This is a genomic window from Sulfitobacter sp. PS-8MA (assembly GCF_040933935.1).
Classification (GTDB): Bacteria; Pseudomonadota; Alphaproteobacteria; order Rhodobacterales; family Rhodobacteraceae; genus Sulfitobacter.
The window spans coordinates 308,153-326,295 of sequence record NZ_JBFQYJ010000006.1; the positions used below are offsets into that span (position 1 = coordinate 308,153).

General features: G+C 65.3%; 21 protein-coding genes and 1 pseudogene. 14 read left to right on the forward strand and 8 right to left on the reverse strand.

Annotated features, from left to right (window positions below; translation table 11 throughout):
* Positions 1-42 precede the first annotated feature (42 nt).
* The 3 genes and pseudogenes from AB4M76_RS05420 to AB4M76_RS05430 all read right to left on the reverse strand — a co-directional run.
* Complete coding sequence (locus AB4M76_RS05420; RefSeq protein WP_368440787.1) at positions 43-960, reverse strand: MBL fold metallo-hydrolase; 918 nt, start codon at positions 958-960, stop codon at positions 43-45.
* On the reverse strand, positions 957-1,400 hold the full coding sequence (locus AB4M76_RS05425) for a DUF6691 family protein (RefSeq protein WP_368440788.1): 444 nt from the start codon (positions 1,398-1,400) through the stop codon (positions 957-959). Before AB4M76_RS05425 ends, AB4M76_RS05420 begins: the two co-directional genes overlap by 4 nt.
* Before the next feature lies 1 nt (position 1,401).
* Positions 1,402-1,839, reverse strand: a pseudogene (locus tag AB4M76_RS05430) (YeeE/YedE family protein); the annotation flags it as partial.
* 98 nt (positions 1,840-1,937) lie between these two features.
* Between AB4M76_RS05430 and AB4M76_RS05435 the strand changes: the two are divergent.
* Positions 1,938-2,246 carry an ArsR/SmtB family transcription factor gene (locus tag AB4M76_RS05435; RefSeq protein ID WP_368440789.1) on the forward strand — a complete coding sequence of 103 codons (309 nt, stop codon included), beginning with the start codon at positions 1,938-1,940 and terminating at the stop codon, positions 2,244-2,246.
* A gap of 36 nt (positions 2,247-2,282) precedes the next feature.
* Here the strand turns inward: AB4M76_RS05435 and AB4M76_RS05440 are convergent, their stop codons facing one another.
* Positions 2,283-2,747, reverse strand: a complete 465-nt coding sequence (locus tag AB4M76_RS05440; protein ID WP_368440790.1) for a sulfur transferase domain-containing protein — start codon at positions 2,745-2,747, stop codon at positions 2,283-2,285.
* Positions 2,744-4,141, reverse strand: coding sequence for a rhodanese-like domain-containing protein (locus tag AB4M76_RS05445; protein WP_368440791.1), 1,398 nt, complete (start codon positions 4,139-4,141; stop codon positions 2,744-2,746). Before AB4M76_RS05445 ends, AB4M76_RS05440 begins: the two co-directional genes overlap by 4 nt.
* A gap of 205 nt (positions 4,142-4,346) precedes the next feature.
* Between AB4M76_RS05445 and AB4M76_RS05450 the strand changes: the two genes are divergently transcribed.
* Genes AB4M76_RS05450 through AB4M76_RS05470 form a run of 5 tightly spaced genes read left to right on the forward strand, consistent with a single transcriptional unit; the run spans position 4,347 to position 7,173 of the window.
* Positions 4,347-4,802, forward strand: a complete 456-nt coding sequence (locus AB4M76_RS05450; RefSeq protein ID WP_368440792.1) for a hypothetical protein — start codon at positions 4,347-4,349, stop codon at positions 4,800-4,802.
* Positions 4,802-5,455 carry a MotA/TolQ/ExbB proton channel family protein gene (locus tag AB4M76_RS05455; protein ID WP_368440793.1) on the forward strand — a complete coding sequence of 218 codons (654 nt, stop codon included), beginning with the start codon at positions 4,802-4,804 and terminating at the stop codon, positions 5,453-5,455. The genes AB4M76_RS05450 and AB4M76_RS05455 overlap by 1 nt, the downstream gene beginning before the upstream one ends.
* The gene (locus AB4M76_RS05460) at positions 5,448-5,825 is read left to right on the forward strand and encodes a biopolymer transporter ExbD (protein WP_368440794.1); all 378 of its coding nucleotides are present in this window, start codon (positions 5,448-5,450) and stop codon (positions 5,823-5,825) included. The genes AB4M76_RS05455 and AB4M76_RS05460 overlap by 8 nt, the downstream gene beginning before the upstream one ends.
* 2 nt (positions 5,826-5,827) lie before the next feature.
* Positions 5,828-6,217, forward strand: coding sequence for an ExbD/TolR family protein (locus AB4M76_RS05465; protein WP_368440795.1), 390 nt, complete (start codon positions 5,828-5,830; stop codon positions 6,215-6,217).
* Positions 6,214-7,173 (forward strand): TonB family protein, encoded by a 960-nt coding sequence (locus AB4M76_RS05470; protein ID WP_368440796.1) that lies wholly within the window; start codon positions 6,214-6,216, stop codon positions 7,171-7,173. The genes AB4M76_RS05465 and AB4M76_RS05470 overlap by 4 nt, the downstream gene beginning before the upstream one ends.
* Positions 7,174-7,182: 9 nt before the next feature.
* On the opposite strand, the gene AB4M76_RS05475 is transcribed toward AB4M76_RS05470, so the two are convergent.
* Positions 7,183-8,517 (reverse strand): aspartate aminotransferase family protein, encoded by a 1,335-nt coding sequence (locus tag AB4M76_RS05475; protein WP_368440797.1) that lies wholly within the window; start codon positions 8,515-8,517, stop codon positions 7,183-7,185.
* Between the two features lie 161 nt (positions 8,518-8,678).
* Here AB4M76_RS05475 and gap point away from each other — a divergent pair, with 161 nt between their 5' ends.
* Positions 8,679-9,680 carry a type I glyceraldehyde-3-phosphate dehydrogenase gene (gene gap, locus AB4M76_RS05480; protein ID WP_368440798.1) on the forward strand — a complete coding sequence of 334 codons (1,002 nt, stop codon included), beginning with the start codon at positions 8,679-8,681 and terminating at the stop codon, positions 9,678-9,680.
* Between the two features lie 22 nt (positions 9,681-9,702).
* Here gap and AB4M76_RS05485 read toward each other — a convergent pair whose 3' ends face one another.
* The gene (locus AB4M76_RS05485; RefSeq protein ID WP_368440799.1) at positions 9,703-10,230 is read right to left on the reverse strand and encodes a winged helix DNA-binding protein; all 528 of its coding nucleotides are present in this window, start codon (positions 10,228-10,230) and stop codon (positions 9,703-9,705) included.
* Positions 10,231-10,440: 210 nt separating this feature from the next.
* On the opposite strand from AB4M76_RS05485, the gene AB4M76_RS05490 reads away from it, so the two are divergent.
* Positions 10,441-11,520 carry a Hint domain-containing protein gene (locus AB4M76_RS05490; RefSeq protein ID WP_368440800.1) on the forward strand — a complete coding sequence of 360 codons (1,080 nt, stop codon included), beginning with the start codon at positions 10,441-10,443 and terminating at the stop codon, positions 11,518-11,520.
* A gap of 87 nt (positions 11,521-11,607) precedes the next feature.
* Here AB4M76_RS05490 and AB4M76_RS05495 read toward each other — a convergent pair whose 3' ends face one another.
* Complete coding sequence (locus AB4M76_RS05495) at positions 11,608-12,177, reverse strand: TlpA family protein disulfide reductase (protein WP_368440801.1); 570 nt, start codon at positions 12,175-12,177, stop codon at positions 11,608-11,610.
* A gap of 23 nt (positions 12,178-12,200) precedes the next feature.
* On the opposite strand from AB4M76_RS05495, the gene argH reads away from it, so the two are divergent.
* Genes argH through AB4M76_RS05525 form a run of 6 tightly spaced genes read left to right on the forward strand, consistent with a single transcriptional unit; the run spans position 12,201 to position 18,138 of the window.
* Positions 12,201-13,592, forward strand: a complete 1,392-nt coding sequence (gene argH, locus AB4M76_RS05500) for an argininosuccinate lyase (RefSeq protein ID WP_368440802.1) — start codon at positions 12,201-12,203, stop codon at positions 13,590-13,592.
* Positions 13,589-13,768, forward strand: a complete 180-nt coding sequence (locus AB4M76_RS05505; RefSeq protein ID WP_368440803.1) for a hypothetical protein — start codon at positions 13,589-13,591, stop codon at positions 13,766-13,768. The genes argH and AB4M76_RS05505 overlap by 4 nt, the downstream gene beginning before the upstream one ends.
* Positions 13,769-13,776: 8 nt before the next feature.
* Complete coding sequence (locus AB4M76_RS05510) at positions 13,777-13,908, forward strand: hypothetical protein (RefSeq protein WP_368440804.1); 132 nt, start codon at positions 13,777-13,779, stop codon at positions 13,906-13,908.
* Positions 13,908-14,225: a DUF2834 domain-containing protein gene (locus AB4M76_RS05515; RefSeq protein ID WP_368440805.1), complete on the forward strand. Its 318-nt coding sequence runs from the start codon at positions 13,908-13,910 to the stop codon at positions 14,223-14,225. Before AB4M76_RS05510 ends, AB4M76_RS05515 begins: the two co-directional genes overlap by 1 nt.
* A gap of 53 nt (positions 14,226-14,278) precedes the next feature.
* Entirely contained in the window at positions 14,279-15,544 is a 1,266-nt protein-coding gene (gene lysA / locus AB4M76_RS05520) for a diaminopimelate decarboxylase (protein ID WP_368440806.1), read from the forward strand.
* A gap of 35 nt (positions 15,545-15,579) precedes the next feature.
* Positions 15,580-18,138, forward strand: coding sequence for a DUF4175 domain-containing protein (locus AB4M76_RS05525; protein WP_368440807.1), 2,559 nt, complete (start codon positions 15,580-15,582; stop codon positions 18,136-18,138).
* The last annotated feature ends 5 nt before the right edge of the window (positions 18,139-18,143 follow it).

An 18,143-nucleotide genomic window follows, 5' to 3' on the forward strand; every position in this document is an offset into this window, starting at 1 on the left:
CATCACAGCAAAGGGCAGCCCCGCAGGGCCGCCCGGCCAAGCCTAGTCGAACCGGTTCACCGGCAGTTTCAGGTAATGGTTGCCATCATCCTCTGCCGCAGGCAGCCGCCCGCCGCGCAGGTTGATCTGCAAAGCCGCAAGGATGCGGTTCGGCAGCGCCAGGGTCGCGTCGCGGGTCTGGCGGCGTTCGATATAGTCTTCGCGCTTGGTGCCATCTTTGACGTGGATGTTGTTGGCCTTGTGCTCCGCCACGGTTGCCTCCCACATCGGCTCCTTGCGCTCCTTGGTGCCATAATCATGGCCGACATAGAGCCGCGTGTTGCCGGGCAGGGCGAGGATGTCCTGGATCGAGTCCCAAAGCTCCGTCGTCTTGCCGCCGGGAAAATCCGAGCGCGACGTGCCCGCATCCGGCTGCATCAGCGTGTCATGCACGAAGGCCGCATCGCCGCAGATGTAGGAGATCGACCCCAGCGTGTGGCCGGGCGAGAGCATCACCTTGACGTCCAGCTCACCGATCTTGAAGGTCTCGCCTTCTTCGAACAGATGGTCAAAATCGCGGTCCGGGTCAAAGGCCTCAGGCAGGTTGTAGAGGTCCGCCCAGATTTTCGCGATCTCCGGCACCAGCGCCCCGATGGCATTGGGCGCACCGGTGCGCTCTTTGAGCTGGGCCGAAGCCATGACGTGATCCGCATGGGGGTGGGTGTCCAGCACCCATTCCACGGTCAGCCCGTTCTCTTGCACAAGCTCCAAGACCTGATCCATGCTCTCGGTCGAGAAACGGTAGTTCTTCGGGTTGAAGTTCCACACCACGTCAATCAGCGCGGCCTGTTTGGTCGCCGGGTCCGCGCAGATATACTGGATCGACCCGGTGTCAGGCTCATAGATGCCCCAGACATCAGGGCTGCCGGCCCCGGTGGACGGGGAGTGGCGGACAATGGGGGAGTTCAGCGGATCGCTCATGATGCGGTTCCTTTATGTGGGTTCGGTGAAATGTCAGGTGTATGACGCGCCGCCCACATGCCTGCGAGCATGAAGGGCACGAAGATCAGCGTCCCGGTCGCGGCAAGGGGCAAGGCGGTCAGCGCCGGGCCGGGGCAAAAGCCGCCCAGACCCCAGCCGATGCCAAAGATCGCAGCGCCTGTGATCAGCTTCGGCTCCAGATCATTGCGGGTCGGCACGCGAAAGCTATTGTCGAACAGCGGTTTCTGCCGGCTGCGGAAGAGCAGGGCAAAGCCCGGCGCGGTGATGGCGATGGCGCCGCCCATGACAAAGGCGAGGCTTGGGTCCCATGTCCCGAAGACATCGAGGAAGTTCAGGATCTTGGCCGGGTTCGCCATGCCAGAGACGATAAGGCCGATGCCAAAGATCAGGCCGGAGAGAAGGGCGAAAATCTGTTTCATGTCAGCCTCCGATCACATGACGCATAACGAAAACGGTGGCAAAGGCCGTCACCATGAAGGTGACCGTCGCCACGATCGACCGCGCCGAGCCGCGGCTGATCCCGCAGACCCCATGGCCCGAGGTGCAGCCATTGCCATAGCTCGCGCCAAAGCCGACCAGCAGCCCCGCCACGGCCATCAGAACCGGGTTCGAGGGCACCCATTGCTGCGGCCAGCCGCCCGAGACCAGCAACCACAGCGGCGCGGCGAGCAGCAACCCGAACACGAACAGCGCCGAGACGCCGCGCGCTTCGCCATCGGTGCTGCGGGTGAAAATCTTGGCCGTAAGCCCGCTGATGCCCGCGATACGCCCATTGGTGGCCATCAGCAGCACCGCCGCGGCCCCGATCATCATGCCGCCGCCAAGCGACAGCCAAGGGGTAAATTCGGTTTCCATATTCCATCTCCGTGATGCGCCCGCGGCATGGCGCGGGCGGGCCTTGTATCCAACTGCCTAGAACTATATATTCGAGGTTCGTAATATTCAATGGACGTAATATGAAAAACGTGGATGATTTTCTGGACGGCGATATCGCGGGGGCGGCGGCACTGATGACGATGCTCGCTTCCGAGGCGCGTTTGCAGATCCTCTGCCGTTTGCTGCATGGGGAGCGGTCGGTGGGCGATCTGGCACAGGCCTGCGGGCTGTCGCAATCCACCATGTCGCAGCAGTTGAAAAAGCTGAAAGAGGCCGGATTGGTCGAAGGCCGCCGCGCGGGGCAGACGATCTATTATAGCGTGAAGGGTCCTGAGGCCGCGGCCGTGTTGGAAACCCTGCACAAGCTCTACTGCGCGCGCGGGGAATGACGCCGCGCGCCCGGCGATACCGGACGCGCTGATGTTCTATACATTGGCCTTTTCATTCGCATAGGATGTGACGAATGGGCCGATCTTTTCTTCCGTCAGATCAATGCCCCGCGCCTTGCCTTCCTGCAACGCGGTCTCACCGTCCCAACCCTTATCCGCCGCCAGCGCCATCAGCGTCATCGCGCCCGCCCGTTTGCCCGAGGCGCAATGCAGAAACACCGGCTGCGGCAGGTCATCCAGCGCCCAGCGGAACTCATCCACCAGCGCCGCATCGAGGCTTTCCGCCGTCACCGGGTAATGAAGATAGTTCAGCCCCAGACGCTCCGCCTGCTGGCGCTCTTCCTCGGGCGTCAGCCCGCCTTTCTCACCCTCAGCGCGGAAATTCACCACCGTCTTTACGCCTGAGGATGCCACCTGCTTCAGTGTCTCGGCATCGGGGGTGAAAAGCGCCACCGTGTGATTTGGGTCAATCGTTGCGATCTTTTGCGCGTCACTGGTCATGCTTCAGTCTCCTTTTCAATGGGATAGCCGGCGACGGTCCAGGCCTTCCAGCTTCCCGGTACATTGCGGATATTGGTGAACCCATGCGCCGCGAGCAGGCTCGACGCGATGCTGGCGCGGAAACCGCTGGCACAATAGGTGGCATAGGGCGCGGTCTTGTCGAGGTCGCTCAGCCTGTCGCGCAGCTCGCCGAGAAAGGCGTGGGTGGCACCGGGGATATGGCCGCCCTCCCATTCGTCCGGCTTACGCACGTCGAGCGGGGTGATGTCCTCCGCCTCCTTCAACTCATGCACCGAAATCTGCGGGATCTGCGCCAATGCGCGCCCGGCCTCGCGCCACGCCCCGATGCCACCGGCGAGATAGCCGCCAAAATCCGTGAACCCGGTGCGCCACAGCAGGCGCAGCGCGTCGTCCACTTCGGCATCATCTTCGGTCACCAGATAGATCGGGCGCTCGGGGTCCAGCAGCCACCCGGCCCAGACCGACAGTTCCGGACGCAGGCCGATGTTCAGGCTGCCGCGCACATAGCCGCCGCCAAAGCCCATCATGTCACGCACATCGAGCAGCTGCGCCCCGTCCTCGGCCACCTTGGCAAATGCCTCCACCGTCATCGGCGGAATGCGCGGCAGGTTGCGCAACACTTCCGGCCCCTTGGCATTCACCTTCTTCATCCGTGGGTAATGCGAGGGCACCGGCGGGGCGTCGTTCAGCATGGTCTCTTTGAACGCATCGAGGTCTTCGATCCTAGCATAGCTGTTGAACCGCCGCTCATAGCCAATGGTCGAGGACATCCGATCACCGATATTCGGCCCGCAGGCCGAACCCGCACCGTGGCAGGGGTAAATAATCACATCATCCGGCAGCGCCATGAAAACATCGCGCACCGTGTGGAACAGTTTTTCGGTCAAGGCTTCGGTCTCATCCTCGCCCAGAAGGTCCGGCCGCCCCACGCTGTCGACGAAAAACGCATCGCCCGAAAGCACGCCCCAAGGCGTCTCCTTGTCGCCGTCATAGAGCATGTAGGACATATGTTCGGGCGTATGGCCGGGGGTGAAACGCGCCTTCATCCGCATGCCGCCAAAGGTGAACTCATCCCCATCGCGCACCGCTTCATGGTCAAAACCGTATTCCGCCCCGCCCTCGGTGCTGACATAGAGCTTGGCCTGACCGCCAAGACGGTCCACCAATTCACGCGCCCCGCTGAGGAAATCGGCGTGGATATGGGTCTCAAACACATGGGTGATCGCCATGCCAAAGCGCCGCGCGGTCTCGATATAGATGCCCACATCCGGGCGCGGATCGACCACGGCGCAGGTATGGGTGGCATCGTCGCCCAGCAGGTAGGAGCATTCGGCGACGCCATCGGCGAGGATCTGTTCAAATCGCAGGGTCATGTCGTTCTCCTTTTGCGGGAAACGATAGGAGCGGCCTGCAGGTTCCAGCCCGCGCGCTGCGCAGCGTGGTGAAAACCTTTTACCTGACAAATAAAGTCGGGATTGCGAAGGGCTTTCGCTTTTGTTAGGCAGCGGCCATAGATTTCAGACGGTGCGCACCTTTCGGTGCCGCGCGCCGCCTTTCGAAACGCTCAGGGAGCCACCCATGTCGCATTCTCGTCTCGCCGCCCTCGTGGCCTTGCCTGTCCTGCTCGCCCATGCGGCGGTGGCCGAAACAAAGGTCGAAACTAGGGTCGAAGCCGCCCCGGCCCCCGCTGGGCTCCAGGTCGAATTGAACGCCGCCGAAACCAGCGAGGCGAATTGCAAGCTCACCTTCCTCATCACCAACAGGCTCGAAACAGCGCTCGACAAGGCGGTCTATGAGACCGTGCTTTTTGACCAGAACGGGACCGTTGACCGGCTGACCCTCTTTGATTTCGGCGCGCTGCCCGTGGGCCGCCCCCGCGTGCGCCAATTTGTCGTGCCGCAAACCAGCTGCGAGAATCTGAGCCGCATCCTCTTTAACGGCGCGCAGACCTGCACAGGCGAGGGGGTGGACGCGGGCACCTGCGAGAGCGATCTCGGCCTCACGTCGCGCACCGAGATTGAGGTGCTGGGCTGATGGACCCCCTGACCGATCTGCTCGCCCCGCTGCGCGACATTGCCGAAACCGGTGGCCCGGTCGTGGTCATCCTGATGGTCGTCGCGGTGCTGACCCTTGCGGTCGCGCTCTATAAGACATGGCAGTTCCGCGCCGCCGCCGTGGGCCGCCACAGGGCGCTGTCGGAGGCCGTGCGCGCATGGGAACAGGGCGACAGGCCGGCGGCAGAGGCCGCGTTGACCCGGTCCAAAAGCTATCTCGTTCCGGTGGTCAAAATGGCCATGACCACGCCCGGCGCCGGTCAGGCCCGGCTGCAGGCCGAAGCAGAGCTGCGTTTTGCCAAGCTCGAACGCGGCTTCCGGCTGCTCGATTCCGTGGCGCAGCTCGCGCCGCTGCTGGGGCTTTTCGGCACCGTGCTGGGCATGATCGAAGCCTTCCGCGCCCTGCAGGACGCAGGCGCGCAGGTCGACCCGTCGATCCTTGCGGGCGGCATCTGGGTGGCCCTTCTGACCACCGCCGTCGGGCTGGTCGTCGCCATGCCCACCGCGCTGGTGCTGAGCTGGCTGGAGCAGCGTATGGAGAACGAAAGGGTCATCGCCGACAAGGCCATCCTGACCGTGCTGCACCCCGGCCAAAGCAGCCATGCCCCGCTGGCCGAGGCCGCCCATGGCTAGGCCACGCCGCCGGCGCAACCGCTTGTCGATGACCTCGCTGATCGACGTGATCTTTCTCTTGCTGTTGTTTTTCATGCTCACCTCGACCTTCTCCAAATTCAGCGAGATCGAACTCACCGCCGCCACTTCCGGTGCCGGGGCGGCGGTGGAGGCCAAACCCTTTTTCCTGCAGCTTGACGTGGACCGCTTGCGCCTCAACGGCGCGACGGTGTCGCTCGACCGCCTCAGCGCCAGCCCGCTGGCCGAGGCCAAAGAGGGCACCCCGCTGCTGGTCTCGCTCTCTGACGCGGTCGACAGCCAGCGTCTTGCCGATCTGCTCATCGCCCTGCGTGCCTTCCCGGCGCTGCGCGTCACGGTTCTGGAGGGCTGAACATGCGCCCGCTCGCCAAACGCAAAGCGCAACGCGAACCGACCATCGCGCTGATCAACATCGTCTTTCTGATGCTGGTCTTTTTCATGGTGGCGGGCACGCTCGCGCAGCCGCTCGACCCCGACCTCAAGCTGATCGAGACCCGTGACCTCGAGGGCCGCGCGCCGCCCGATGCGCTCATCGTGCATCCCGACGGGCGTCTGACCCATGCCGCCCAAGACATCACCAACGCCGCCGATTTCGTCGCCCAACTGGATGAAGAGGCCCGCGCCAGCGTGCGGCTCCTGCCGGACCGGGCGCTGCCCGCCAAAACCCTCGTCCGCCTGACCCGCGAGCTGCGCGCCGCCGGGGCCGGGCGGGTGCTGCTGGTCACCCAAAGGGCGCTGCAATGATCCCCGGCTCGAACCTCGCCAAGCTGCTGTCCCTCGGCCTCGCCGCCGGGGCGGTTCTGGGCGCGTCCCAGTGGTTGCGCCTAGATGACAGCGCCAAGATCGCAGGCGGCGGCACGCCCGCTGCGGCCCAGCTTGGCACCCGGTTTGAGGATATGTCAGCAGGCACGCTGACCGCTCAGCCGGTGGAGGAGATCACGCCAACGCCCGCGGTCGAACCTCTCCCGCTACAGGCCGAAACGCCCCAGCCGGTCACCGCGCCCGAAGCCACACCCTTGGCCGCAGAGCAAGCGGAACCGCTCGAAACACTTCAGCCCACCGCACCTGTGGCCGCGCCCCCACCAGAGACGATCCCTCTTGCACCTCCGGCTGTGAGCGCGAGCGAAGCACCTGTTCTCCCCTCGGTGACACCGCCCGCAACCCCCACAGAGACCGCCAGCGCCCCGCCGACCGAGGCGCTCACGGCAGAGCCCGAAGCCACCCCCGCGCCGCTGCTCTCGCAGCGCCCCCAACGTCGCGATCCAGAGCGCGCGGCCGAAGCGGCTCAAGAAGCCAAACCCAAACCCGCGCCAAAACCCAAGCAGACCGCCCGCGGCAATGCCAAGCGCGACAACACGCAGGGCGCGCAAACCACGGCCCGCGCGGGCCAATCCAGCCAATCCGGCGCGCGCAAGCAGGCCGCCGCGCCTTCCGGCAACGCCGCCGCCAGCAACTACCCCGGCAAGGTCATGGCCCGTATCGCCCGCGCCGGCAAACCCCGGGTGCGGTCGCGGGGCACCGCCGTCATCGCCTTCTCTGTCGCGGGCAGCGGCCAGCTTGCCAGCGCCCGGGTGGCGCAAAGCTCCGGCTCCTCGGCGCTGGACCGGGCGGCCCTCGGGATCATCCGCAAGGCCGCCCCTTTTCCGCGCCCGCCCGCCGGTGCGCAGCGCAATTTCTCGATCCGCATCAAGGGCCGTTAGGGTAGGGGGTCAGCCCGCGGCAATCACCTGATCCACCGCCGCGCCCAGTATCTCCACGATCTGGTCGATCTCTTCTGGCGGCGAGGTAAAGGCCGGGGCCAGCAAGACATGATCCCCCGCCGTGCCATCGGCGGAGCCCTGCGACGGGTAGCAGATCATCCCCGCTTCCATCGCCGCCCGCTGCACCTTGCTCGCGACATTGCGCGTCACGTCAAAGGGCTGCTTTGCATCCCGCTCCGCCACCAGTTCGATCGACCAGAAGAGCCCGCGCCCGCGAATATCGCCGACATGGGCATGCTGGCCAAAGCGGTCGCGCAAGGCCGTTTCCAACTGTGCCCCCCGCGCCCGCACGGCGCCCAGCAGGTCACGCCGCTCGACCTCCTGCAACACCGCCAATGCCCCCGCCGTGGCCACCGCATGCGACATATAGGTATGCCCGTTCCACAGGCTGCCGCTGCCCGCCATGATCGCGTCGATCACGCTTTGGCGCGCCATCACCGCCGCGATCGGCTGATAGCCCGCGCCGAGCCCCTTGGCCATCGTGGTGATATCGGCGCAGATGCCCTCCTGCTCCAGCGCAAACAGGCTGCCCGTGCGCCCCATGCCGCACATCACCTCATCGGCAATCAACAGCACCCCATGCCGGTCGCAAATCTCGCGCACCCGTTTGAAATAGCCCGCAGGCGCAGGCTGCGAGCCGAGCGAGGCGCCAACCACCGGTTCGGCCACAAAAGCCGCCACCGTCTCCGGCCCCAGCTCCATGATCCGCGCCTCCAACTGATCCGCCAGACGCCGCGCAAAATCGGCCTCGCTCTCGCCCGGGCCTTGCAGCCGGTAGGCATAGGCCGCGTCGATATGTTCCACATCCATCAGCATCGGCGCAAATGGCGCGCGCCGCCCGGCATGGCCGCCCACCGCCAGCGCGCCGAGCGTATTGCCATGATAGCTGGGCTTGCGGGCGATGATCTTGGCCCTGGCGCTGTCACCGCGCTCCAGATGATATTGCCGCGCCAGTTTCAGCGCCGCCTCCATCGCCTCGGAGCCGCTGCCAAGATACATGACCCGGCCTTCTCCGGTGCCTTCGGGCGCATGGGCGATGAGGTAATCGGCCAAAGCCTCCGCCGGCGGGTTGGTGAAGAGGCCGGTATGGGCAAAGGCAAGCTGATCCAACTGCGCCGCAATCGCCGCCCGCACCGCGGCATTGTCATGCCCCAGGCTCGACACCGCCGCGCCGCCGCAGGCATCGAGATAGCGTTTGCCCTGCGCATCAATCAGAAAATTCCCCTCCCCGCGGATGATCACGGGCTGCGTCGCGCGCAGATTACGGTGCAATACATGGCTCATCGAAGACTCCGATCCTAAAGCTCGGCCCAATCTACCGCCCCCATCAAAGACTGCCAGCGCAAAGCCGATACAACGGTTGATTTTCCGACAATCCACCCTATGTTACGCATGAATGTTAGCGCTAACCAATCCGCCCGCTGGCCGGGCAGTCGGAGGACCCCATGACCACGAAAATCGCCATCAACGGCTTTGGCCGCATTGGCCGCTGCGTGCTGCGCGCGCTGGTAGAGAACGGCTTTGACGGGCTCGAAGTGGTCGCGATCAACGACCTTGCGGATGCTGAAAACCTGCTGCACCTGCTGAAATACGATTCCGTCCATGGCCGCCTGCCCGTAGACGCCGCACTGAAGGGCGACAGGCTCCAAATCGCCGGGCAGGGCATCCGCGTCACGGCCGAGCGTGACCCGGCCAAACTGCCCTGGGATGATGTGGACATCGTCTATGAATGCACCGGGCTTTTCACCGCGCGCGAGGCGGCGGCGAAACATCTTGAGAACGGCAGCAAACGCGTGCTCATCTCGGCCCCCGGCAAGGGCGCGGACCGCACCGTGGTCTATGGCGTCAACCACCAAGAGCTGACCGCCGAAGATGTGATCGTCTCCAACGCTTCCTGCACCACCAATTGTCTTGCCCCGGTGGCCAAAGTGCTCGACGAGAGCTTCGGGATCGAGACCGGCTATATGACCACGATCCACGCCTATACCGGCGACCAGCCGACCCATGACAGCCCGCACCGTGACCCCTACCGGGGCCGGGCTGCTGCGCTCTCGATGGTGCCGACCTCCACCGGTGCCGCCGCTGCGATCAGCCAGGTGATCCCGCATCTCAAGGGCCGCCTCGAAGGCTCCGCCGTGCGCGTGCCGACGGCCAATGTCTCGCTGGTGGACCTCTGCATCATGCCCGCCAAACCCGCCACGGTTGAGGCGGTCAACGACGCGATGGCCGAGGCCGCAGGCGGCGCGCTCAAAGGCGTGCTGGCCGTGGAGCCCGCCCCGCTGGTCTCCTCAGATTTTAACCACGACCCGCATTCATCGATCTTCGCCCCCGAGCAGACCCGGGTCACCGAGGGTGGGATGATCCGCGTGGTCAGCTGGTATGACAATGAATGGGCCTTTTCCAACCGGATGAACGACACCGCCCGCGCCATGGCCGCAGTGCTTTAATCGAAAATCCTTCGGGGGCTATCTACAGCGATGCCGCGGCGCGGCTGGCCTGATCATATTGCCCCGACATCGCCCTCAGCTGCGCCGCAATCCGGCGCAGCTCCTCGCCGGAAATATCCGTGCGGGGCAGGCCGTCCAGAAAGCAGGCCTTGCGGATCGCCCTATAGGCCTCGCAGAGCTCTGCCCCCGTCTCGGAGGTGCGATAAAATACCTCCTTGCCGCGTTTTTCGGCGCTCAGCAGTTCGGCCTTCACCAGTTTGCGCAGCGCATAGTTCACCGTATGGGTGTCTTCGATGTTCAGCAAAAAGCAGATGTCGGTCAGCCGCTTTTCGCGCCCCCGGTGGTTGGCATTGTGCAGCACGAGGATTTCCAAGGGCGTCAGATCGCCATTGCCCGCCGCCGCCATGCAACGCGACATCCAGCGGGTGAAGGCGTTATAGGCGATGATCATCCCGTATTCGAGTTCCGAAGCCTCCCAGCCCTCGCCCTCGGCCAGGTGCCGCGAGGAAACGATGCGCCGCGATGGGGCAGGGGTGTCGGGGTCTGACATGGGCGGCCTCCGGCTGTTGGACGGGATAACGTTACCAAGACGCTGATAATTTACAAGCGTTCCGCGGTGCTGCGCGGCGATTGGCCCTGCGCCGCGCCGCCAAGATCAAATTGCAACAGGTTGAAGGTCCGCGTCCCGGCCATCTTCCGGGCACGCGCCGCGCCTGTTAGGCTCGCCATAACAAAAAGACGTAAAACAGGCAGAGCAGAGATGAAAACGGGCTTTCGGGGCACGTTTGTCATCGGCTGGTCGCAAACAGAGATCGACGGTCAGGAGGCCGCGCCGGTATCGGCGCTTGAGGTGGGCGCCGCCTGGGCGTGGCGCGGCGATGTCATCCGCGTGGATGGCCCGACCGACGTGTTGCGGCTGGACCGGGCAGACGGGGCGGCAGAACTGCGCCGGCGCGCGGCGGGGCGGGTGCAGCGCCTGATCGGCGCGGCGCTGGAGGAGACGGACCATGTGCCGCCCGACCCCCCGGTCGTGCACGATGACAGCCCCTTGATGGACAACAGTTTTCTGGTCACCGACGGGGTTTGTTCCTACACGGTCACCTTGATCGATCCCGGGTGCGGGCGGCAGCCGCTGTTGATGTTCATCGACGAAATGCCGCCGCGCCATACCGAGCTTTGGGTCGTGCACCATCGGTTGGGGCGCCGCCCCGAGGCGCATCTGGCCCCGGCGGGCGCCGCGGCCGGGGTGATCTGTTTCACCCCCGGCACCCGCATCCGCACGCCGCGCGGCTTTGCCCTGATCGAAGACCTGCGCGAAGGCGATCTGATCCAGACCAAGGACAACGGCAGCCAGCCCATCGCCTGGATCGGCAGCCGCCAGATGACCGGCGCGCGGTTCCATGCCATGCCGCATCTGCGGCCGGTGCGCTTTCGGGCGGGTGCTTTGGGTCAGATGATCCCCGATGGCGGGCTGCTGGTCTCGCCCGAGCATCGCATTCTGCTGGGCGGTGCCAAGGCGCGCGAGATGTTCAACACGGATGAAGTCCTGGTCGCGGCGAAGGATCTGGTCAATGACAGCACGGTGACCGTGGATGCCGGCCTGCGCGGGATGACCTATATCCATGTGATGCTGGACCGGCATCAGGTGATCTGGGCCAATAGCGTGGAAACCGAGAGCTTTCATCCCGCCTCCGCACCGCTGGAGGCGCTGGCCGCCACGGATCGGGCGCGGCTGCTTGCCGCCTCTCCCGATCTCGGCTCCGATCCGCATCTCTATGGCGGGTTCGCGCGGCGGACCTTGTCGACCCCAGAAGCGGCGATCCTGCAGCAGGTGGCCTAGGAGCTATCGGGCCCGAAAGGGCAGGGCCGCCCCATTGGGGCCCTGCCGCAAGCCACGCGCGCGACATGGTGCGGCCAAAGGCAGCGCTTAGCCCTCCGCCGCATCCCCGATCAGCGCCGCCACAATCGCCCGCGCGCTTTCGGAATCCCATTCCGCATCGCCCTGCAGCCGCGCGATCTCGCGGCCCTCACGGTCCAGAAGCACCGTGATCGGCAGGCCCAAGACACCCATCTGGCTGGCAAGCTTCTGCTTCGGATCCTGATGCCGCGGCAGGCTGTCGATCTCGGCTTCCTCAAAGAACCGCTTGATCCCCTCGGGCGTATTGCGCCCGGTGGCGATGGTCAGAACCTGAAAGTCCTCTCCGCCAAATTCCTTTTGCAACGCATTCAACTGCGGCATTTCCTTGCGGCAGGGGGCGCACCATGTGGCCCAGAAGTTGACCAGCACATATTGGCCCTCGAAATCCGCCAGCGACATCGCCTCGCCGCTGTCCTCACGTTCAAAGGTCGCGTCAGAGGCCGCCTGCGGTGCGTCATGCACCACCAGCTTTTTCATATCACCCTCGCGCAGACCCGCGATGTCGGCGACATCGGCAAGGGCGGGGTTTGCACCTGCGACAAGCAGCGTATAAACGAAGCCGAGCACCAGATTTTTCATACGTCCCTCCAAGGGTATTCAACATGACCGACACGACCTCGAACAAGATGTGGGGTGGCCGTTTCGCCGCCGGACCGGATGCGATCATGGAGGCGATCAACGCCTCGATCGGGTTCGACAAACGGATGGCCGCGCAAGACATCAAAGGGTCGCGGGCCCATGCCGCCATGCTGGCAGCCACGGGCATCCTGACTGATAGCGATGCAGACGCGATACGGGAAGGGCTTCTCACAATCTTGTCAGAGATCGAAGAGGGCCGGTTTGAGTTTTCTGCCGCGCTCGAAGACATCCACATGAACGTCGAAGCAAGGCTGAAAGAGCTGATCGGTGAGCCCGCAGGCCGCCTGCACACGGGTCGCAGCCGCAATGACCAGGTTGCCACCGATTTCAAACTCTGGGTGCGCGACCAGTTGGACGCCGCCGACGAGGGTCTGCAAGCGCTGATCCGCGCGCTTTTGTCTCAGGCCGAGGCCGGGGCCGATTGGGTCATGCCGGGCTTTACCCATCTGCAAACCGCCCAGCCCGTGACATGGGGGCATCACATGATGGCCTATGTCGAGATGTTTGGCCGCGACCTGTCGCGCATCCGCGATGCCCGCAAACGGATGAACGAATGCCCACTGGGGGCCGCCGCGCTGGCTGGCACCTCCTTCCCGATCGACCGCGAGATGACGGCAGAGGCGCTCGGTTTCGACCGTCCCGCCGCGAACTCCCTCGACGCCGTGAGCGACCGCGACTTCGCGCTGGAGTTCATGGGCGCCGCGAGCATCTGCGCAATGCATCTGTCGCGCTTCGCCGAAGAACTGGTGATCTGGTCCTCCGCGCAGTTCCGTTTCGTGGCGCTGTCGGACCGTTTCTCGACCGGCTCCTCGATCATGCCACAGAAAAAGAACCCCGACGCCGCCGAGCTGATCCGCGCCAAAGTGGGCCGCATCTTTGGCGCCAACACCGCGCTGATGATGGTGATGAAGGGGCTGCCCTTGGCCTATTCCAAAGACATGCAGGAAGACAAGGAGCAGGTCTTTGACGCCGCCGACAACCTGATGCTGGCGCTGGCCGCGATGACCGGCATGGTGGGCGACATGACCGCCGAGCGCGAGAACCTCGCCGCCGCCGCGGGCTCTGGCTTTTCCACCGCTACCGATCTGGCCGACTGGCTGGTGCGGGTGCCGAACCTGCCGTTCCGCGACGCGCATCATGTGACCGGCACGCTGGTCGCCATGGCCGAGGCGCAGGGTAGTGATCTGCCGGATCTGACGCTGGAGCAGATGCAATCGGTGCATGCCGAGATCACCGCGGATGTTTTCGATGTGCTTGGCGTCGATAATTCGGTAAACTCGCGCATGTCCTATGGTGGCACCGCGCCGTCGCAGGTGCGGGCCCAGATTGCGCGTTGGAAGGAAATCCTGACATGAAACGCAGCTTTGCGATCCTCTCTCTGCTGACTCTCGCCGCCTGCGGTGCGGATGGCGAGCCGGTGCGGCCCACGGCGAGCACCAGTGTCACCATGTCCTCCTCGGGCGTGGCGGTCGGCACCACGCTGGGGCTGGCGCGCGGGCCGTTCTCGGTGGCGCTTGGGCTCGGCGGATGAAGGGGGCCATGCTGCTCCTGAGCCTGGCGGCGCTGGCAGCTTGCACGCCGCCTGCGCCCAAAACCCCTGAGGCCGCGCCGGTTGAACCGGGGCTGAGCGTTTCGGGCTATGGCAGCTTTGGCGTGGTAAAGACCTTCTGATGTCTTTGCTGCGGATGCTCTATCTCGGCCTCGCGGTCTGGGGTGCGCTGCATCCGATGTATTATTTCATCACATGGTTCCGCGCCGAGGGCTGGCGCCTGAGCGCCATGGTCGAGGCCTGGCATGTGAACGCCGCCACCAGCGGGCTGGTCTGGGACCTGACCATTGCCGCGATCACCCTCACGCTTTGGATCATTGCCGAGGTCGCGGTGCGCCGGAATTTCGGCGCGCTGATTGCCATTCCTGCCACGTTCTGTATTGGGGTGAGCTGTGGCCTGCCGCTCTATCTGTTCCTGCGGACAGCGCCGATCAGATAAGGCCGGACAATAGGTTTCATGCCGCCGGCGGACATATTTGGGGCCAAGAAGAGATGGATCATTTTCTTTATAAAGACGGTGTCTTGCATGCCGAAGATGTCAGCCTGGCAGAGATCGCGGCAGCGGTCGGCACGCCGGTTTATGTCTATTCCACCGCAACATTGCTGCGGCATTTCCATCTTTTCGACGACGCGCTTTCGGGCATGGACCATCTGGTCTGCTATGCGATGAAGGCCAATTCCAATCAGGCGGTCCTGCGCACGCTGGCGCAGGCCGGCGCGGGGATGGATGTGGTCTCGGGCGGCGAATACCGCCGCGCCAAGGCGGCGGGGGTGTCGGGCGACAAGATCGTCTTCTCCGGCGTTGGCAAGACCCGCGAAGAGATCGAACTGGCGCTCACCGGCGGCATTCGGCAGTTCAATGTGGAGAGCGAGCCGGAGATGATCCTGCTCGATCAGGTCGCGCGGGAGTTGGGCAAAGTGGCCCCGATCACCATTCGCGTGAACCCCGATGTGGACGCCAAGACCCACGCCAAGATCGCCACCGGCAAGAGCGAGAATAAATTCGGCATCCCGATTGCCCGCGCCCGCGAAGTCTATGCTATGGCGGCCAAGCTGCCGGGGCTGGAGATCGTCGGGATCGACGTGCATATCGGCAGCCAATTGACCGATCTCGCCCCCTTTGAGCAGGCCTATCGCAAAGTTGCGGAACTGACCGAGGTGCTGCGCGCCGAGGGGCATAACATCCGGCGGCTGGACCTCGGCGGCGGCCTTGGCATTCCTTACGAGCGGTCCAACTCGGCCCCGCCCCTGCCCACGGATTATGGGGCGATGGTGCAGCGGGTGCTGGGGCATCTCGACTGCGAGGTCGAGATTGAGCCGGGGCGGTTGATCGCCGGCAACGCGGGCGTGCTGGTGAGCGAAGTGATCTACCTCAAATCCGGCGAGGGGCGGGATTTCCTGATCCTTGATGCGGCGATGAACGATCTGATCCGCCCGGCGATGTATGACGCCTGGCATGATATCGTGCCGCTGAATGAGCCCGCAGCGGGGGCAGAGCCGCGCCCGGTGGATATCGTCGGCCCGGTCTGCGAATCGGGCGATACCTTTGCCAAACAGCGGATGATGCCGGTGCTGGGCGCGGGCGATCTTGTGGCCTTCCGCTCGGCGGGCGCTTATGGAGCTGTGATGAGCAGCGAGTATAATTCGCGGCCTTTGATCCCCGAAGTGTTGGTCCATGGCGATCAATTCGCGGTTATCCGCCCACGGCCGAGCTTTGACGAAATGATAAACCGCGATACCATCCCTGAATGGCTCTGACGGCATCCCGCCGGCGGAGCGCGGGAGCGTAATGCATGAGGACATCCACCGATAGGACAGGCGGGCTGCGCGCATTGCGCTGGCCCCTGCGGCTGACCTGGGCGGGGATGTTGGCGGAGACGGCGGTGCAGGCGCTCTGGCCGATGCTTGCGCTTTGTCTGGCGGTCATGGCGCTGCTGATGATGGGGGTGCAGGATGGGCTGACCGGCGATCTGCTCTGGGCGGCCTGGGCCTTTGTCGGTCTTGCTTTCCTTGGCACCTTGATCTTTGCGCTGCGGCGGTTTCGCCTGCCGTCGCAAATGGCGGCGCTGGCGCGGCTGGACGCAAGCCTGCCGGGGCGGCCCATTCGGGCGCTTCTGGACGATCAGGCGATTGGCGCGGGCGATGCGGCTTCGGCGGCGGTCTGGCGGGCGCATCAAAAGCGCATGGCGGCGCGGGCGGCAGAGGCGCAGCCGGTGAAGGGCGATCTGCGGGTCTCAAAGGCCGATCCCTATGCGCTGCGCTATCTGGCGCTTTTGGCCTTCATGGTTGCGCTGGTGTTCGGCTCGGTCTGGCGGCTGGGGGAGGTCACGCTGACCCCCGGCGGGGCGGGCGGTGCGCTGGCTTCCGGCCCGGTTTGGGAAGGCTGGGCAGAGCCGCCGCGTCACACCGGCAAGCCGACGCTCTATCTCAATGACCTTGAGGCCGGGGCGCTCTCGCTGCCCGAGGGGACGCTGATCACCCTGCGGCTTTATGGCGAGCTTGGCGCGCTGACGGTCGAGGAAAGCGTGTCGGGCCGCGAGGCCGCTGCGGCATCTGACCCGGCGCAGGACTTCACCCTGCGCCAAAGCGGACGCATTGCCATCGACGGGCCGGGGGCGCGGGCATGGCAGATCACGCTCTTGCCCGATGCCGCGCCACAGGTCGAACGTCAGGGGCCGCCCGAGGTCACGGCGCTTGGTGAGATGAGCCTGCCGTTTCAGGCGCGGGATGACTACGGGGTGGAGGCGGGCGAGGCGCGGATCAGCCTTGATCTGGCGTCGGTCGATCGGCGCTATGGGCTGACCCCCGCGCCGGAGCCCCGGCCCGAGATCGTCGTGCCCCTGCCGATGCCAATCGCCGGCGGGCGGCAAGAGTTCGAAGAGGCTCTGATCGAGAATTTCTCCAAACACCCCTGGGCCAACCTGCCGGTCTCGCTGCAACTTTCGGTGCTGGATGCGGCCGAGCAGCAGGGCGCGACCGAGGTCAGCCAATTGACCCTGCCGGGGCGGCGCTTTTTTGATCCGGCAGCGGCGGCGGTGATCGAGATGCGGCGCGACCTGCTCTGGTCGCGCGAGAATGCGCCGCGCATCGCGCAGGTGCTGCGGGCGGTGACCTATGCGCCGGGGGAGGATCTGCGCTCGGAAGTCATGCAGCTGCGGCTGCGGCAGTTGATCCGGCGGCTGGAACTGCGCGCGCATTTCGGGCTCGACGAAGATGTGCAGGACGAGATCGCCGAGGACATGTGGGCGCTGGCGATTGAGCTTGAGGAAGGTGTTCTGGCCGATGCGCTGGCGCGGATGCGGCGGGCGCAGGATCGGTTGAACGAGGCGATGAAGAACGGGGCGTCGCAGGCCGAGATCGCCGAGCTGATGGAAGAACTGCGCCGCGCGACAGAGGATTACCTGAAGCAGTTGCAACGCCAGCAGGCGCAGGAGGGCGAAGGCGAGGGCCAGCAGCCGCAGGGCGAGTCCATGCAGATGACGCAGGATGATCTTCAGCGCATGATGGACCGCATTCAGGAATTGATGGAACAGGGCCGCATGGCCGAGGCCGAACAGGCGCTGCGCGAGCTTCAGGAGTTGATGGAGAACATGCGCGTGACCCAGGGCCAGCCGGGGGAGGGCGAAGGCTCGCCCGGTGAGCAGGCGATGGAGGGGCTGTCGGACAGGCTGCGCGAACAGCAGGGCTTGAGCGATCAGGCGTTCCGCGACCTGCAGGAACAGTTCAACCCCGGCGCGAACGCGGGCGAGAATGAGGGCAATGAAGGCCGCGATGGCGGCCAGGGCCGCGGGCAGCGCCACGAAGGCCAGCCGGGTGACGGTGGCGAGGCGGGCCCAGAGAGCAGCCCGGAGGGCAGTCCAGAGGGGCTTGCGGGGCGCCAGCAAGCCCTGCGCGATGAGCTGCGCCGGCAGCAAAGCCGTCTGCCTGGGCAAGGCACGCCGGAAGGCGAGGCCGCCCGTGATGCTCTGGGCCGCGCTGGGACCGCGATGGACCGCGCCGGAGAGGCGCTGCGCCGCGATGATCTGGCCGAGGCGATCGACAATCAGGCGCAGGCGATGGAAGCCCTGCGGGAAGGGATGCGTGCGCTCGGTGACGCGCTGGAGCAAGAGGAGCGCGCGGGCCAGCCGGGCCAGGGCAGCGCCGAGGGCGACCGCCGCGCCGAGGCGCGTGATCCGCTGGGGCGCGAGCAGGGCGGCAACGGGGCCAACAGCTCTGACGCGCCGCTGGCGCAGGGGCCGGACGATCAGGGCCGGGCCCGGCGTCTGCTGGACGAAATCCGCCGCCGTTCGGGAGAGGCAGAGCGGCCCGAGTTGGAACGCGACTACCTCAACCGGCTGTTGGATCGCTTCTAAAAGGG

Bases quoted from the DNA above. Each gene is read 5' to 3' on its own strand.
- AB4M76_RS05450 (WP_368440792.1), top strand. From the start codon at position 4,347: ATGTCGCATTCTCGTCTCGCCGCCCTCGTGGCCTTGCCTGTCCTGCTC.
- gap (WP_368440798.1), top strand. From the start codon at position 8,679: ATGACCACGAAAATCGCCATCAACGGCTTTGGCCGCATTGGCCGCTGC.
- AB4M76_RS05515 (WP_368440805.1), top strand. From the start codon at position 13,908: ATGTCTTTGCTGCGGATGCTCTATCTCGGCCTCGCGGTCTGGGGTGCG.
- AB4M76_RS05495 (WP_368440801.1), bottom strand. From the start codon at position 12,177: ATGAAAAATCTGGTGCTCGGCTTCGTTTATACGCTGCTTGTCGCAGGT.
- AB4M76_RS05465 (WP_368440795.1), top strand. From the start codon at position 5,828: ATGCGCCCGCTCGCCAAACGCAAAGCGCAACGCGAACCGACCATCGCG.
- AB4M76_RS05490 (WP_368440800.1), top strand. From the start codon at position 10,441: ATGAAAACGGGCTTTCGGGGCACGTTTGTCATCGGCTGGTCGCAAACA.
- AB4M76_RS05525 (WP_368440807.1), top strand. From the start codon at position 15,580: ATGAGGACATCCACCGATAGGACAGGCGGGCTGCGCGCATTGCGCTGG.
- AB4M76_RS05455 (WP_368440793.1), top strand. From the start codon at position 4,802: ATGGACCCCCTGACCGATCTGCTCGCCCCGCTGCGCGACATTGCCGAA.
- AB4M76_RS05470 (WP_368440796.1), top strand. From the start codon at position 6,214: ATGATCCCCGGCTCGAACCTCGCCAAGCTGCTGTCCCTCGGCCTCGCC.
- AB4M76_RS05425 (WP_368440788.1), bottom strand. From the start codon at position 1,400: ATGAAACAGATTTTCGCCCTTCTCTCCGGCCTGATCTTTGGCATCGGC.
- AB4M76_RS05485 (WP_368440799.1), bottom strand. From the start codon at position 10,230: ATGTCAGACCCCGACACCCCTGCCCCATCGCGGCGCATCGTTTCCTCG.
- AB4M76_RS05420 (WP_368440787.1), bottom strand. From the start codon at position 960: ATGAGCGATCCGCTGAACTCCCCCATTGTCCGCCACTCCCCGTCCACC.
- AB4M76_RS05475 (WP_368440797.1), bottom strand. From the start codon at position 8,517: ATGAGCCATGTATTGCACCGTAATCTGCGCGCGACGCAGCCCGTGATC.
- AB4M76_RS05445 (WP_368440791.1), bottom strand. From the start codon at position 4,141: ATGACCCTGCGATTTGAACAGATCCTCGCCGATGGCGTCGCCGAATGC.
- AB4M76_RS05510 (WP_368440804.1), top strand. From the start codon at position 13,777: ATGCTGCTCCTGAGCCTGGCGGCGCTGGCAGCTTGCACGCCGCCTGCG.
- lysA (WP_368440806.1), top strand. From the start codon at position 14,279: ATGGATCATTTTCTTTATAAAGACGGTGTCTTGCATGCCGAAGATGTC.
- AB4M76_RS05460 (WP_368440794.1), top strand. From the start codon at position 5,448: ATGGCTAGGCCACGCCGCCGGCGCAACCGCTTGTCGATGACCTCGCTG.
- AB4M76_RS05505 (WP_368440803.1), top strand. From the start codon at position 13,589: ATGAAACGCAGCTTTGCGATCCTCTCTCTGCTGACTCTCGCCGCCTGC.
- AB4M76_RS05440 (WP_368440790.1), bottom strand. From the start codon at position 2,747: ATGACCAGTGACGCGCAAAAGATCGCAACGATTGACCCAAATCACACG.
- AB4M76_RS05435 (WP_368440789.1), top strand. From the start codon at position 1,938: ATGAAAAACGTGGATGATTTTCTGGACGGCGATATCGCGGGGGCGGCG.
- argH (WP_368440802.1), top strand. From the start codon at position 12,201: ATGACCGACACGACCTCGAACAAGATGTGGGGTGGCCGTTTCGCCGCC.